Here is a 14,959-nt window from a genome sequence, read left to right as displayed (position 1 = left end):
GCCGGGTGTGAGAAGCGTCACCCCTTTTCGAGGTACTCCGCCCGCTCCTCGTCCACCAGCCGCCCGATCGTCGCGGCCAGCATCGGGTGCCGCTCCAGCTCCCGGTCCTCCGCGATCAGCTCCCCCGCCTCCGCGCGCGCCTCGCCGATCAGCTCGGCGTCGCGCAGCAGCGACAGCAGGCGCAGGTGCGAGCGGTGCCCGGACTGCGAGGCCCCGAGCACGTCGCCCTCGCGCCGCTGCTCCAGATCCAGCTCGGCGAGCTTGAACCCGTCGGTGGTGGAGGCCACCGCGTCCAGGCGCGTCCGCGCGGGCGTCCCCTCGCCGGACTCGGTGACGAGCAGGCAGAGCCCCGGCGCGCTGCCCCGCCCGACGCGCCCGCGCAGCTGGTGCAGCTGGGAGACGCCGAAGCGGTCCGCGTCGAGGATCATCATCATCGTCGAGTTCGGCACGTCCACGCCGACCTCGATGACCGTGGTGGCGACGAGGACGTCCAGGTTGCCCGCGGCGAAGGTGCGCATGACGGCGTCCTTCTCGTCGGCCGGCAGCCGCCCGTGCAGGACCCCGATGCGCAGGCCGTGCAGCGGCCCCTCCTCCAGCTGCGGCGCCACGTCCAGCACGGCGACCGGCGGGCGCCGCCCGTCGTCGCCGGCCGGGGGCACGTCCTCGCCCTCGGACTTGGCGGCGTCGCCGATGCGCGGGCACACGATGTACGCCTGGTGCCCCTTCGCGACCTCCTCGCGCAGCCGCCGCCAGCCCCGGTCCAGGAACGCGGGCTTCTCGGTGACCGGCACCACGTGCGAGGCGATCGGCGAGCGCCCGCGCGGCAGCTGGCTCAGCACCGAGGTCTCCAGGTCGCCGAAGACGGTCATCGCGACCGTGCGCGGGATCGGGGTGGCCGTCATGACCAGCACGTGCGGCGGCTGGTCGGCCTTGGTGCGCAGGGCGTCGCGCTGCTCGACGCCGAAGCGGTGCTGCTCGTCGACCACGACGAGGCCCAGGTCGGCGAAGTCGACGCCCTCGTAGAGCAGGGCGTGGGTGCCGACGACGACGCCCGCGGTGCCGCTGCGGATCTCCTCCAGGACCTTCCGCCGCGCGGCCGCGCCCAGGGACCCGGTGAGCAGCGTCACCCGGGTGGCGTCCGGCGCGGCGTCCAGCTCCCCGGCCCGGCCCATGCCGCCCAGCAGGTCAGTGATGTTGCGGTGGTGCTGGGCGGCGAGCACCTCGGTCGGGGCGAGCATCGAGGCCTGGCCGCCGGCGTCGACGACCTGCAGCATCGCGCGGAGGGCGCACAGCGTCTTGCCGGAGCCGACCTCGCCCTGCAGCAGGCGGTGCATCGGGTGGCCGCGCTCCAGGTCGGCCGCGATCTCGTCGCCGACGTCGCGCTGGCCCCGGGTCAGCTCGTACGGCAGCCCGGCGTCGAAGGCGGCCAGCAGCCCGTCGGCGCGGCGCGGGCGCGGGACCGCCGGCCAGTCCTCGGCCCGCTTCTTGCGCTGGACCAGGGTCAGCTGCAGCGCGAACGCCTCGTCCCACTTGAGGCGCCGCCGCGCGATGGCGAGGGACTGCTGCGACTCGGGCCGGTGGATCTCCCGCAGCGCCTTGTCCAGTGAGCTCAGCCGCCGGTTGGCCCGCGTCGTGGCCGGCACCGGGTCGGGCGTCGGGGGCAGCACGTCGAGCACGGTGCGCACCGCCGAGGCGATGCGCCAGGTGGGGACGCGCGCGGTCGCGGGGTACACCGGGATGATCGCCCCGGCGAACTCCTCGACCGCCTCCTCGCCCTCGCCGGCGTCGAGCAGGACATAGTCGGGCTGGTTGAGCTGCAGCTTGTTGTTGAACCGGCCGACCTTGCCGGAGAAGAGCCCCCACCGGCCCGGGCGCAGCTGGTTCTCCCGCCACGGCTGGTTGAAGAACGTGACGCTGATCTCGCCGCCGCTGTCGTCGCCGACGACCGCCTCGACCAGCGAGCCCCGCTTGCCCCGGGTGTTGCCCCGCTTCTGCTCGAACTGCCGCGAGTTCACGCGTTTGACCTGGCCGAACACGGTGACATCGGTGTCGATCTCCAGCGCCCGGATGTCCGTGTGCTCGCCGCGCTCCTCGTACCGGCGCGGGAAGTGGTACACGAGGTCGCCCACCGTGTGCAGGTCGAGGTGCTCGGCGAGCAGCTTCGCGCCGTTGGCCCCGAGCACCTTCGACAGCGGTGTGGACAGGTCGATGTCGGCCACGTTCAGGCTTCCTCTACTCGACGCCCACCAGAAGTGGGTAGTGCGGCTGGCCCCCTTCGTAGCACTGGACCTCGACGAACGGCCACGAGCGCTCGACATGGGCGCGCAGGGCCGCCCCGAGCGCCGCGGGGGCGTCGCGGCCGGCGATGAGGGTGACGAGCTCCCCGCCGCCCCCGAGCATCCGGTCCAGCAGCAGGCAGGCCGTCTCCGGCAGATCCTGCCCGATGAGGTTCACCTCGCCGTCGACGATCGCGAGGACATCACCCGGCTGGCAGCGCCCGGCGACGGTCAGCGCCTCCCGGCCGGCGATGGTGAGCTCGGCCGACCGGCACCGCGCGGCCGCCTCGGCCATGGCGATCACGTCGTCCTCGAAGCGCCGCGTGCCGTCGCGCACGGCCATCGCGGCGAGCGCCTGCACCGGCGAGCGGGTCGGCACGACCCCCGCGCGGACGCCCGCGGCGCGCGCCTCGCCCGCCGCGGCGGTGGCCACGGCCTGGACGTTCGCGTCGTTGGGCAGCACCACGACGCGCTCCGCGCCCGTGCGCAGGATCGCGTCGAGCAGCTGGCGGGTCGAGGGGTTGCCGGTCAGCACCGCGGCGCCCTCGGCCTCGAGCAGCTCCGCGAGGCCGGGCCCGCTGCACACGACCACGACCGCGCGGTCGCGGGGCCCGGCCTCGGCGGCCTCCTCGGCGCGCGCGGCCGCGGCGACCTCGCGCGCGGCCGCGGCGATCTGGTCCTCGAAGCGGGTCACCGTGATGCGGCTCGGGCGCCCCGCGTCGACGCCGGCCTCGACCGCCGCCCCGACGTCGTTGACGTGCACGTGGACGTGCCAGGTGGGCTCGTCGCCGACGATGACCAGCGAGTCGCCGAGCGCGGCGAGGGTGCCGCGCAGCGCCTCGACCGCGTCCGCGCGCGCCTCCAGCAGGAACTGCACCTCGTACGCGAACTCGGCCGACCCGGTCTCCCGCTCGGCGGTCATGCGGGGGCGGCCGCCGGGCGGCAGGGCCGCGATGACCGGCTCGTCCGGCGGCTCCTCCCCGGTCAGGGTCTCCACCAGCGCGTCGAGCAGCACCACGAGGCCGCGCCCGCCGGCGTCGACGACCCCGGCCCTGGCCAGCGCCGGAAGCTGCTCGGGCGTCCGCGCGAGCGCCTCCCGCGCGGCCTGGGCGGCGGTGCGGGCCACGGCGACCAGGCCGCCGTGGGCCGCGGCGGCGACGGCGGCGGACCCGGCGGCCACGCCGACGGTCAGCACGGTGCCCTCGACGGGCGCGGCGACCGCGGCGTAGGCGCCCCGGGCCGCCTCGTTCAGCGCCCCGGCCAGCACCTCGCCGGTCACCGGGGCCGCGCCCGCGCGCTCCAGCCCGGCCGCGAGCCCCTTGAACAGCTGGGCCAGGATGATCCCGGAGTTCCCGCGGGCACCGAGCAGCGCGCCCCGGGCGGCGCCGCGCACGACCTCGGCGGCCGTGTCGCCCTCGGCCGCCGCGACGGCCGAGGACATCGTCAGCACCAGGTTGGTGCCGGTGTCACCGTCCGGCACGGGGTACACGTTGAGCGCGTCGATCTCGGCCTGATGGCGCCGCAGCGCGGCCAGGCCGGCGGCACACCACCGGCGGACGGCGGCGGCGTCCACACTGTCTGGCACGCGCCAGAGCCTAACGGTGAAGCCCGTCGTTCCCCACCGCAGCGGCCGCCGACGGGCCGATTGGGTGTGGCGGGGTCCGATCAGGTAACCTTGCTGGGTTGCCCGCCGTTCACCCGGCCGGTGACGCCCGGAACGAGAGCCGCGCAAGCGGGTCCGTTCCGATCCAGACTGCAATCAACCCAGGAGATCCCCGTGGCTAGCGTGTGCGACGTCTGCGGCAAGGGACCGGGCTTCGGCCACAACGTGTCCCACTCGCACCGGCGGACCAACCGCCGTTGGAACCCCAACATTCAGACGGTGCGCACCCCGGCCGGTGGCGGCACCACGCGGAAGGTGCAGGTCTGCACCTCCTGCCTCAAGGCCGGCAAGGTCGTCCGGGGCTGACCCAGGCACCGAAAAGGCCCCGTGACTCGGTCACGGGGCCTTTTGTCGTGCTCGAAGAGCTTCAGAGACTGCGGCCGAACGAGCGCACGTCGGGGTAGCCCTTGTAGTGCCCGAAGTCGTCGATCCGCGCGTACCCGCACCGCTCGTAGAGGCCGATCGCCTCCGGCTGTGCGGTGCCGGTCTCCAGCCACATCCGCGTCCGGCCCGCCGACCGCGCGACGTCCTCCACGGCGCGCAGCAGCGCCTTGGCGACCCCGCGGCCGCGGTACTCCGGCGCGACGTACATGCGTTTGAGCTCCGCCGTCGCGTCGTCCCCGGCGAGCGTGCGGTAGCCGGCGCAGCCGGCCGGCACGCGGTCGACGTAGGCGACGAGGAACGCGCCCTCGGGCGGGTCGAACTCGACGGGCTCGATGGGCGTGGAATCACCCTCGCCGCCGTACCGCAGGCTCAGGTCAGCGAGCGCGGCGATGGTCAGCTCGGAGGCGACCCGCGATCCGTAGCGGGTCATCCTGATGTCGATCTCGGTCACGAGCGTTGAGGGTACCGGGCCTTACCGGAAGTGGTCCCAGCCTGGGGCGCCACCCATGTAGCGGCGACCGTCCACAGTCACACCGTCACCCGCCGTGAACAGACTGGCCGGCAGCACGGAGCCGACCACGAGCCACTCCTCGCCCAGCTCCACGTCCGGCGGGAAGGTGGCCGCGAGCGCGTGGTCGTCGCCGCCGGCGAGCAGCCAGCCGTACGGGTCCACGCCCAGCGCGGTCGCGGCGGCGTGCATCGCCTCGGGCACCGTGAACGCGTCGCGGCGCAGATCGATGCCGACGCTGCTGGCCGTCGCGATGTGCCCGAGATCGGCCAGCAGGCCGTCGGAGACGTCGATCATGGACGTCGCGCCCATCCGCGCGGCGACGGGCCCCAGGTGGTACGGCACGTCCGGCCGCCGGTGCGCATCGACGAGCAGCTTCGGCGAGCGGAAGCCGCGGGAGAGGATGGTGTACCCGGCCGCGGCGTGCCCGATCCGGCCCGCCACCGCCACCACGTCGCCCGGACGCGCGCCCGAGCGCACCACGGGCGCCCGCCCCTCCAGGTCGCCCAGCGCCGTGACCGCGATCGTCAGCGTCGGGCTGGACGAGGTGTCCCCGCCCACGACCGTCGCGCCGGTCTTCGCCGCCTCCGCGGCCAGGCCGTCGGCGAGGTCCTCGGCCCACGAGATCTGCAGGTTCGCCGGGGTGCACAGGGCCACCAGCAGCGCCGTGGGCCGGGCGCCCATGGCCGCGATGTCGGCGAGGTTGGCCGCGGCCGCGCGGTGGCCCACGTCGCGCCCGGTCGACCAGTCGCGGCGGAAATGGCGCCCGTCGACGAGCACGTCGGTGCTCGCCACGACGCGCGCGTCCGGGGCCGCGACGATCGCCGCGTCGTCCCCGGGTCCGAGCAGTACCGAGGGCGACGCCGCCCCGAGCCGGGCCGTGATCCTCGAGATGAGCCCGAACTCTCCGGCGGTTGCTACGGTCACCCGTCCTCCAACCTGATGCTCGATAGTGTCGCCGACGCCGCGTGTCATGGCATGATCACGCACGGCGGTTGAGTTTTCGCTTCCATCCTGCGGTAGGTTGACGGCTGATCAGCGCGCGGACGGCGCAGGGAGGGAGTCGTGTCGTGGTACAGGCATACATCCTGATCCAAACAGAGGTCGGCAAGGCCCGCGACGTGGCCACAGCCATTCAGGGCCTCAACGGTGTGGTACGCGTGGACGCGGTCACCGGCCCGTACGACGTCGTGGTCCTCACCGAGGCCCGCAACATCGACGAGCTGGGGCAGCTCATCGTGTCGAAGGTGCAGCTGGTGCCGGGCATCACGCGCACCGTCACGTGCTCGGTCGTGCACCTGTAGTGTCATGCCCGTCATGACTGCGGACGCACCCGAGCGCCGGGCCCCGAGCCCGGCCCGTGTCGCCACCATCGCGGCGTTGCCCGTCGCTCTGGTGGCCGGGGTCGTCGCCTTCTGGGGGCTCGGTGGCTTTCCTTCGGGGCCGAGTTCCGCAGTTGTACCGGCTGAGGCCCCACAGCTCGACCCGTCCCCGGCCGCGATGTGCCGCGCCCTGGTCTCCCGGCTTCCGGAGGACCTCGGCGGCCTGCACCGTCGCGCGGTGACGGCCGGCGGTGAGCAGAACGCCGCGTTCGGCGACCCGGCGATCCTGCTGTCGTGCGGCGTCGCGGCCCCGGCGATTCCGCCGGACGCGCAGTTCCTGGGCCTCTCCGGGGTGTGCTGGTTCACACAGGAGCAGTCCAAGCAGACGATCTGGCACAGCGTCGACCGCCAGGTGCCGCTGCGCGTCGTGGTCCCCAAGGACGCCGACGGGTCGTGGCTGGTGAATCTTTCACCGGCCATCGCGGCCACGATCCCGACCGCGCCTGCGGGCCAGTCGCGCTGCTGAGGTTCCCTGGCACCGGCCGTCTTCCCTTGTACCGCCTGTGCTTTGTCAGCCCCGCACCGCGATCGGCACTTTGTCAGCCCGGCACCGCGGCGACCTGCTCTTTTCAGCCCGGCATCGCGACGGCCTGCACCTTTGTCAGCCCGGCACCGCGACGGCCTGCGCTTTGTCAGCCCGGCACCGCGACGGCCTGCGCTTTGTCAGCCCGGCACCGCGATGGCCTGCGCTTTGTCAGCCCGGCACCGCGATGGCCTGCGCTTTGTCAGCCCGGCACCGCGCTCGGTCGCCGTCAGCCCTGGGCGGCGTTGAGGGCCCGCAGCACGTCCGCCACCAGGTCGTCGGTGTCCTCCACGCCGCATGAGAAGCGCACGAGCCCCTCGGGCGCGTCGTCGCCCCACTGCGCCCGGCGGTCCGCCGACGAGTGCAGGCCGCCGAACGACGTCGCGGCGAACACCAGCTCGGACGCGCCCAGGAAGCGGTCCACCGCCGCCTTGCCGTCCAGCACGAACGTCACGACGCCCGGGATGCGGCGCATCTGCCGGGCCGCGGCCTCGTAGGAGGGGTCGCCCGCGCGCCCGGGCCACCGCACGGACGCGACCGCCGGGTGGCCGGCCAGCAGCTCCGCCACGGCCGCCGCGTTGGCCGTCTGCCGGGCCAGGCGCAGGTCGAGCGTCCCGAGCGACCGGTGCGCGAGCCACGCCTCGAACGCGCCCGGAATCGCGCCCGTCCGCCCGCGCCAGGTGCGGATCGACTCGACGAGCCGCGGGTCACGCGCGCAGACGTACCCGAGCAGCATGTCCGAGTGCCCGGTCAGCGCCTTGGTGGCCGAGGCGACCGAGAAGTCTGCGCCCAGGTCCAGCGGCCGCTGCCCGAGCGGCGTAGGCGTGGTGTTGTCGACCGCTACGAGCCCGCCCCCGGCGTGCGTCCGCGCGGCGAGCTCGGTGATGTCGCACACGTCCAGGCCCGGGTTGGAGGGCGTCTCCAGCAGCAGCAGCCGCACGTCATCCAGCGCCGGGTACGGTCCCGCCGTCGGCATCGTCCGCACCTCGACCCCGCGCGCGGGCAGGTGCTCCCCCGCGAAGGCGCGGGTCAGGAAGTACCCGTCGGACGGCAGCACGACCGCGTCGCCCCCGCGCAGCGTGGAGAGCAGCACCGCGGTGATCGCCGCCATCCCGGAGGCGAAGACGACGCACTCGCCGCCCTCCAGCTCCCCGATCGCCCGCTCCAGGTTCCGGTACGTCCGGTTGTCCGACCGCCCGTACCCGTCCACCCCGGCCTGCGGCCCCACCACCGGATCGAGGTGATACGGCGCCCCGAACACCGGCGAGGGCAGGAAGGGCTCCCCCGCGACCGCCTCCGGGACCCCGGCGTGCACGACCCGCGTCCCGTCCCCGCGCCCGAGCGCTCCGGCACCGTCTGCGTCCACGTCGCCGTCCCCCTTCGTCTCGTCGTCTCCGCGCATCATCCCGTCCCCATGTTTCGGCCGTTCACGTCTTTCGGCCATTCACGTGTTTTGGCCGCTCACGTGTTGGACCGTTCACGTGTTGGACCGTTCACGTGTTCGGCCGCTCGCGTGTCTGGGGTTCGCGCACCCGCCGCGTTTCCCGCATGCGCCGCGTTCCCTGCGTCCGCCGCGTCCGCCGCGTTCCCCGCATGCGCCCCGTTCCCGCGTCTGCCGCGTTCCCCGCATGCGCCCCGTTCCCGCGTCTGCCGCGTTCCCCGCATGCGCCGCGCTCCCGCGTCTGCTGCGTTCCCCGCATCCGCCGCGTCCGCGCGGACGCGGCGTGCCCGGACGCTCGCCGACCGACCGACCGACGTCCGCGGGCCGCGCCGGGCGACGTTCGCGCGGCCCGCGCCGACCGACGTTCGGGAACCCGCGCCAGTCGACGTGCGCGAGACAGCGCCGACCCGCGTGGCGAGACCGCGGCAGGGTCGTACGACGGTCACTGACCGGTCGAGGGCACGCCCGGACGCTCCGGCTTGGTCTCGCGCGCCATCAGCGCCGCCAGGGCCCTCAGCGGGTCCACGCCCTCGTGGCACACCTGCTCGACCTGCTCGGTGATGGGCATCTCCACGCCGACGCTGTGCGCGAGGTCGCGGATCGACAGGCAGCTCTTGACGCCCTCCGCGGTCTGCCGCGTCGCGGCCTGGGCTTGCTCGAGGGTCTCGCCGCGGCCGAGGCGCTCACCGAACGTGCGGTTGCGCGACAGCGGGGACGAGCACGTCGCGATGAGGTCGCCCAGGCCGGCCAGGCCCGCGAACGTCATCGGGTTGGCCCCGAGCGCCGCGCCCAGCCGGGCGGTCTCGGCCAGGCCCCGCGTGATCAGGGTGGCCTTGGTGTTGTCGCCGAAGCCGAGCGCGGAGGCCATCCCGTAGGCGAGGGCGATCGCGTTCTTCACGGCCCCGCCGAGCTCGCAGCCGACGACGTCGTCGTTGGTGTACGGCCGCAGGTAGCGCGTGCTGATCGCCCGCTGCACGAGCTCGGCGCGACGGATGTCCCGGCAGGCCACGACCGTGCCCGCGATCTGCTCGGCGGCGATCTCCGGCGCCAGGTTGGGCCCGGTGACGACGGCGACGCGCTCGGGCTCCACGCCGGCGACCTCGACGATCACCTCGCTCATGCGCTTGAGCGTGTCGAGCTCGATGCCCTTCATGAGGCTCACGAGCGTCGCGTCCGCGCGGATCCCGCCGCTCCAGGCGCTCAGATTCGCCCGCAGGGTCTGCGACGGTACCGCCAGCACGACCAGGTCCGCCCCGTCGATCGCCTCGTACGCGTCGGAGGTGGCGGTGACCGTGTCCGGCAGCCATGTCGTGGGCAGGTAGTCCGGGTTGTGATGCTCGTCGCGGATGGCGGCCGCGAGCTCGGGCCGACGGGACCAGACGGTCACCGCGGGCGTCCCGGCGTCGGCCAGGACCTTCGCGAACGCCGTGCCCCACGAACCCGCCCCCAGGACGGCCGCGCGCTGGATGCTCATGCCGTCTGCTCTTCGGGCCGCTGCGCGGTGGCCTGCTGCTGCGCGGCGGGCCGCTTCGGCGTCCACAGCGGTGGCGGGGTGCCCTCGCGGATGCCGGCCAGCATGTCGCGCAGGTGCAGCATGATGTGGTCGGTGATCTCGTTCAGCGTCTGGGCCGTCGGCTGCGCGTCCGACCAGGCCGACAGGTCGAGCGGGTCACCGGCGACAATCGTGACCTTCGCGCGCGGGAGCAGCTTGAGCTTCTTCGTCCGCGGGTCGTAGATCTGCTCCGGGCCCCACATCACGATCGGGATCACCGGCGCGCCGGTGTCCAGCCAGAGGCGGGCCGCGCCGGTCTTGCCGCGCATCGGCCACAGGTCCGGCTCCCGCGACGTGGTGCCCTCGGGGTAGATGACCACGGCCTCGCCGGTCCGCACACCCTCCCGCGCGGCCTCGAGGGCCTTCACGGCGTCGGTGGTCCCGCGTCGTACCGGGATCTGGTGGACGGCCTTGAGCAGGTAACCCAGCACCGGCACCTCGAACAGGCTGGACTTGGCCAGGAACGACGGCCACCGCCCGGAGTCGTAGATGAAATGCGCCACTGCCAGCGGGTCGGCGTGGGAGATGTGGTTCACCACAATGATCACCCCGCCCTCGGCCGGGATGTGCTCCATCCCGCGCCAGGTGCGGCGGGTCAGCACCTGGATCATGGGCTTGACGGTCACGACGGCGAAACGCCGCCAGAAGCCGAGCCTCCGGCGCACCATCTCACCCTCCCCTCACGGTTCTGCTGCGAATCATGCCACTGCCAGGCGCCCGGTGGCCGTGTCAGGATGGCTCATGCACAGCCACGGCCAGTCGACCACCCAGCCGACCGCGTCCGAGCGGCCGGCCGCCTGGGTGGCGGTGGTCCCGGTCAAGCCGCTGCCCGCGGCCAAGACACGCCTGCGGGGCGCGGTGCCCGAGGCCGTACACCCCGATCTCGTCCTTGCCATGGCACGCGACACGGTAGCTGCCGCCCTCGCCTGCCGCGCGGTCGCCCGGGTGGTCGTCATCTGCGACGACCCGGCGGTGTGCGCGGAGCTGGCTGAGCTGGGCGCATTGTGCCTGCCTGACGCTCCGGCGGCCGGGCTGAACGCGGCCCTGGCATACGGCGCACAGGCCGCCCGCCAGCTCCCCGCCAGTCACACTCCGGTTCCCGTCTCCGCGTCGCACACAGCCGGCCGTCCCGCGGCGGCGCACACCTCGGGCCACGCCTCCGCAGTGCAGGTCGCGGACCAGGTCACCGCGGCGCACGCCTCGGGTCATGCCTCCGCGGCACAGGTCCCGGACTACGTCCCTGCGGCACACGCCTCGGGTCACGCCTCCGCGGCACAGGTCCCGGACCGTATCTCCGCAGCGCACGCCTCGGCTCATGCCTCCGCAGCGCAGATCCCGGACTACGTCCCTGCGGCACACGCCTCGGGTCACGCCTCCGCGGCACAGGTCCCGGACCGTATCTCCGCAGCGCAAGCCCCCGGTCATGCCTCCCCGGTGCACACCCCGGGCCACGGCTCCGCGGCGCACGCATCGGGCCGTGTACCAGCGGGGCACGCCCTCGGGCATGACGACGTCGAGCAGGGTGGAGTCGAGCTGGGTGGTGGGGTCGAGCTGGGCACCGGCCCGACGCATGCCGCCGCCCCGAACGGCTCCGCGCGCGGTCGTGTGGACGGCGGTCGCGACGCGGACGCGCAGCGCACCGGCGTGGTCGCGCTCACCGCTGACCTGCCCGCGATGCGGCCCGAGGATCTCGAGGCGGCGCTCGTCGCGGCCGCGCGGACGGGGCGGCGGGCGTTCGTGCCGGATCTGGAGGGCACGGGCACGGTGCTGCTCGCGGCGCCGGCCGGGGAGACCCTGGCGCCGCAGTTCGGACCCGGGTCGGCGGCGGCCCACCAGCGCTCGGGCGCGGTACGGCTCGACGGTGCCTGGCCGAGCCTCCGCCGCGACGTGGACACGGCGGCCGATCTCGATGCCGCCGCAAGGCTGGGACTCGGCACACATACCGGACAAGTCCTCTGCACGGTAGCGTGATCGGCATGCAGGGCACGGTGGCGACATTCGACGACGACAGTCGCACCGGGACGGTGCTGCTCGACGACGGGGTCGAGGTGGCCTTCCCGGCCGCGGCGTTCGACGCGTCCGGACTGCGCCACCTGCGGCTGGGTCAGCGGGTCCGGCTGGACCGCGACGGTGTGGGAACGATCACGAAGGTCACGCTGCCCACGTTTCCGTAAATGGCCAAGCAGCGGGAAGTTCATGTTCAGACCGGCACAAACGGGCCATGATGATCCGGTGGACGAGAGCACTACCGGTCGAGGCCGCCCGCGCAGCGCAGCCCAGCGAGCCGAACCGGCGAGTGAGCCGCCCAAGACGACGAGGTCCGGTGGGAACGGGGCCCCGGCACGGGCTCGTCGAGTCACCAAGGCCGCGCCCACGGCGCCGGCCGACGAAGCCACGGTGAGCGAGGTCACGGTGAACGAGGCCACGACAGAACCAGCGAAGGCGTCCGAGCGGGTGCCCGCCCAGAAGTCCCCGACGAAGCCGGCCGCCAAGCCGGAGGAGACCGCGCAGCCTGATCCGGCCGAGCCCGCCGCAACCAGGCCCACTGAACCTGCCGAGTCTGTGCCCGCGAAGCCCGCCGCGTCCACGCAGCCTGGCGCATCCACGCAGCCTGGCGCGTCCGCGAAGCCTGCCGCGTCCGCGCAGCCGAAGGCCGCCGCGTCCACGCAGCCCGCCGGGTCCACGCAGCCTGGCGCACCCGCGAAGCCTGCCGCGTCCGCGCAGCCGAACACCGCCGCCTCGCCGAAGGCCACCTCGGCCCAGCCGAATGCAGCCGCGCCCGCTGAGCCAACGGCAGCCGCGCCCGCTGAGCCGAAGCCGGCCGCGACCGCGCCTGCGGCAAAGTCCCCGACTGCAGCCAGGCCGCCTGCCACGACGCGTCCGGCGACCAAGCCGGTGGCCGTAAAGCCCGCGACCGCAGCGCCCGGGGCAGCCGCGCCGTCCGAGGCCAACGGCCGCCCCACGCCGCCCGCCAAGCCCGTCGAGACCGTCACTGCCGCACTGGATAGCCCGGCCGCAGGCGTGGGTAACCCCCAGGGAGCCGCGGCCGCCCCCGGCGCGGAAGCGATCGAAAACGGCGCGTCCGCGCGCGACGGCGACGAGCGGGACGAGTGGTTCGGGTCCGAAGGGAGCGACGTGCAGGTACCGGACGAAGAGAAGCCGCTGCCCGAGGACCGCTATCTCAACCGCGAGCTGTCGTGGCTGGACTTCAACGCGCGGGTGCTCACCCTCGCCGAGGACCCCACGACGCCGCTGCTGGAGCGGGCGAAGTTCCTGGCGATCTTCGCCAGCAACCTGGACGAGTTCTACATGGTGCGCGTCGCCGGGCTGAAGCGGCGCCTGCAGACCGGTCTGCCGGTGCGCCGCCCACCGGGCTTCCTGCCGCCCACCGAGCAGCTGGAGCAGATCGCCGAGCGCACGACCGGGCTGATGGCGCGCCAGTCGCGGGTCTTCGCCGAGGAGATCGCGCCGGCGATGGCCGAGGAGAACATCCACATCGTTCGCTGGACGGAGTTGGACCCGGCCGAGCGGGAGCGGATGCGCGCGGCGTTCCGCGAGCAGATCTTCCCGGTGCTCACGCCGCTGGCCGTCGACCCGGCGCACCCGTTCCCGTACATCTCGGGGCTTTCGCTGAACCTGGCCGTCGTCGTCCGCGAGAAGGACGGCGGGCCGGAGCTGTTCGCACGGATCAAGGTGCCGAACAACGTGCCGCGGTTCTACGCGCTGCACTCCGCGCGCGACGGTGCGCGGGTGATGCGGTTCCTGCCGGTCGAGGAGCTCATCGCGGCGCACCTCGGGCAGCTGTTCTCGGGCATGCAGGTGCTCGAGCACCACCTGTTCCGGGTGACCCGCAACGCCGAGGTCGAGCTCGACGAGGACCGCGACGAGGATCTGCTGCAGGCGCTGGAGCGCGAGCTCGCGCGGAGGCGCTTCGGCCCGCCCGTGCGCCTGGAGGTCGCGGCGTCGATCTCCGACCACGTGCTGGAGCTGCTCGTCCGCGAGCTCGACATGGACTCCCACGACGTGCTGCGGGTTCCCGGGTGGCTCGACCTGACCGCGCTGTGGGAGGTGTACAACGGCGTCGACCGGCCTGATCTCAAGGACCCGCCGTTCGTACCGGCGACGCATCCGCACTTCGCCGAAGGCGAGACGCCGCGCAGCGTCTTCGCGCGGTTGCGGGACCACGACATCCTCGTGCACCACCCGTACCACTCGTTCTCCACGAGCGTGCAGCGCTTCATCGAGCAGGCCGCGGCCGACCCGAACGTGCTGGCGATCAAGCTGACGCTGTACCGCACCAGCGGCGACTCCCCGATCGTCGACGCGCTCGTCGACGCGGCCGAGGCCGGCAAGCAGGTCGTGGTGCTGGTCGAGGTCAAGGCGCGCTTCGACGAGAAGGCCAACATCGGCTGGGCGCGGACGCTGGAGCGCGCGGGCTGTCACGTGGTCTACGGCCTGGTCGGGCTCAAGACGCACACGAAGACGGCCCTGGTGGTGCGCCAGGAGGGCAACCACATCCGCCGCTACTGCCACATCGGCACCGGCAACTACCACCCGAAGACGGCGCGGCTCTACGAGGACTACGGCCTGCTGACGGCCGACCCCGAGGTGGGCGCCGACCTGACCGACCTGTTCAACGTGCTCACCGGGTACAGCCGGCAGACGTCGTACCGGCGGCTGCTCGTCGCCCCGCACGGCGTGCGCCGCGGGATCATCGAGCGGATCGAGCGCGAGGTCGCGTACGGCGCCGACGGCCTCGTCCAGATCAAGGTGAACTCGCTGGTCGACGAGGAGGTCATCGACGCGCTGTACCGTGCCAGCCGCGCGGGGACGCAGGTCGACCTGATCGTGCGCGGCATCTGCGCGCTGCGCCCGGACGTGCCGGACCTGTCGGAGAACATTCGGGTTCGGTCGGTTCTGGGCCGGTTCCTGGAGCACTCGCGGGTGTTCCGCTTCGGCCACGGCACCCGCGCGGAGTACTGGATCGGCTCGGCCGACCTCATGCACCGCAACCTCGACCGCCGCGTGGAGGCGCTGGTGCAGGTGACCGATCCGGCCTCGACGGACGAGCTGCACCGGGTGCTGAGCCTGATGATGAGCGAGGACACGGGCGCGTTCGAGCTCTCGGGGAATGGGCAGTGGCACCGCCGGCCGGGCAAGAACCCGCAGGAGGCCCTGCTGCGCCGCATCGTCGACCGGGTGGAGTGAGCCCGGCTGACCTCTTTAGGGT

The 14,959-nt window shown here is 73.6% G+C and carries 11 protein-coding genes and 2 pseudogenes; 6 read left to right on the top strand and 7 right to left on the bottom strand.

The features are described 5' to 3' along the window. Positions 1-17: 17 nt before the first annotated feature. Together recG and ACQPZ4_RS07385 are read right to left on the bottom strand one after the other, a co-directional pair. Positions 18-2,219, bottom strand: coding sequence for an ATP-dependent DNA helicase RecG (gene recG, locus ACQPZ4_RS07390; RefSeq protein WP_433057388.1), 2,202 nt, complete (start codon positions 2,217-2,219; stop codon positions 18-20). 13 nt (positions 2,220-2,232) lie between these two features. Next, on the bottom strand, positions 2,233-3,861 hold the full coding sequence (locus ACQPZ4_RS07385) for a DAK2 domain-containing protein (RefSeq protein ID WP_433057387.1): 1,629 nt from the start codon (positions 3,859-3,861) through the stop codon (positions 2,233-2,235). A 192-nt stretch (positions 3,862-4,053) separates the two neighbouring features. Here ACQPZ4_RS07385 and rpmB point away from each other — a divergent pair, with 192 nt between their 5' ends. After that, positions 4,054-4,245, top strand: a complete 192-nt coding sequence (gene rpmB, locus ACQPZ4_RS07380) for a 50S ribosomal protein L28 (RefSeq protein ID WP_190249618.1) — start codon at positions 4,054-4,056, stop codon at positions 4,243-4,245. A 61-nt stretch (positions 4,246-4,306) separates the two neighbouring features. On the opposite strand, the gene ACQPZ4_RS07375 is transcribed toward rpmB, so the two are convergent. Together ACQPZ4_RS07375 and ACQPZ4_RS07370 are read right to left on the bottom strand one after the other, a co-directional pair. Continuing rightward, on the bottom strand, positions 4,307-4,774 hold the full coding sequence (locus ACQPZ4_RS07375) for a GNAT family N-acetyltransferase (RefSeq protein WP_433057386.1): 468 nt from the start codon (positions 4,772-4,774) through the stop codon (positions 4,307-4,309). 21 nt (positions 4,775-4,795) lie between these two features. After that, positions 4,796-5,758, bottom strand: coding sequence for a thiamine-phosphate kinase (locus ACQPZ4_RS07370; RefSeq protein ID WP_433057385.1), 963 nt, complete (start codon positions 5,756-5,758; stop codon positions 4,796-4,798). A 143-nt stretch (positions 5,759-5,901) separates the two neighbouring features. Between ACQPZ4_RS07370 and ACQPZ4_RS07365 the strand changes: the two genes are divergently transcribed. Both ACQPZ4_RS07365 and ACQPZ4_RS07360 read left to right on the top strand, forming a co-directional pair. Next, positions 5,902-6,135, top strand: a complete 234-nt coding sequence (locus ACQPZ4_RS07365) for an Lrp/AsnC family transcriptional regulator (protein WP_433057384.1) — start codon at positions 5,902-5,904, stop codon at positions 6,133-6,135. A 13-nt stretch (positions 6,136-6,148) separates the two neighbouring features. Continuing rightward, positions 6,149-6,679 carry a DUF3515 domain-containing protein gene (locus tag ACQPZ4_RS07360; RefSeq protein ID WP_433057383.1) on the top strand — a complete coding sequence of 177 codons (531 nt, stop codon included), beginning with the start codon at positions 6,149-6,151 and terminating at the stop codon, positions 6,677-6,679. Between the two features lie 286 nt (positions 6,680-6,965). On the opposite strand, the gene ACQPZ4_RS07355 is transcribed toward ACQPZ4_RS07360, so the two are convergent. The 3 genes from ACQPZ4_RS07355 to ACQPZ4_RS07345 all read right to left on the bottom strand — a co-directional run bounded on the left by ACQPZ4_RS07355 (position 6,966) and on the right by ACQPZ4_RS07345 (position 10,397). Next, complete coding sequence (locus ACQPZ4_RS07355) at positions 6,966-8,141, bottom strand: cystathionine gamma-lyase (RefSeq protein WP_433057382.1); 1,176 nt, start codon at positions 8,139-8,141, stop codon at positions 6,966-6,968. Between the two features lie 478 nt (positions 8,142-8,619). Then, entirely contained in the window at positions 8,620-9,651 is a 1,032-nt protein-coding gene (locus ACQPZ4_RS07350; protein WP_433057381.1) for an NAD(P)H-dependent glycerol-3-phosphate dehydrogenase, read from the bottom strand. Next, positions 9,648-10,397 (bottom strand): lysophospholipid acyltransferase family protein, encoded by a 750-nt coding sequence (locus ACQPZ4_RS07345; RefSeq protein ID WP_433057380.1) that lies wholly within the window; start codon positions 10,395-10,397, stop codon positions 9,648-9,650. The genes ACQPZ4_RS07350 and ACQPZ4_RS07345 overlap by 4 nt, the downstream gene beginning before the upstream one ends. A 976-nt stretch (positions 10,398-11,373) precedes the next feature. Between ACQPZ4_RS07345 and ACQPZ4_RS07340 the strand changes: the two are divergent. The 3 genes and pseudogenes from ACQPZ4_RS07340 to ACQPZ4_RS07330 all read left to right on the top strand — a co-directional run. Then, positions 11,374-11,697 (top strand): annotated as a pseudogene (locus tag ACQPZ4_RS07340) (2-phospho-L-lactate guanylyltransferase); the annotation flags it as partial. 8 nt (positions 11,698-11,705) lie between these two features. Then, a complete protein-coding gene (locus ACQPZ4_RS07335) occupies positions 11,706-11,903 on the top strand; it encodes a cold-shock protein (protein ID WP_433066339.1) in 198 nt (65 codons plus the stop codon). A 982-nt stretch (positions 11,904-12,885) separates the two neighbouring features. Further along, positions 12,886-14,937, top strand: a pseudogene (locus ACQPZ4_RS07330) (RNA degradosome polyphosphate kinase); the annotation flags it as partial. Positions 14,938-14,959: the final 22 nt, after the last annotated feature.

Source organism: Dactylosporangium sp. CS-033363, assembly GCF_050942475.1.
In the GTDB taxonomy this organism is placed as follows: domain Bacteria; phylum Actinomycetota; class Actinomycetes; order Mycobacteriales; family Micromonosporaceae; genus Dactylosporangium.
This window is presented reverse-complemented; position numbering and strand designations above follow the sequence as displayed.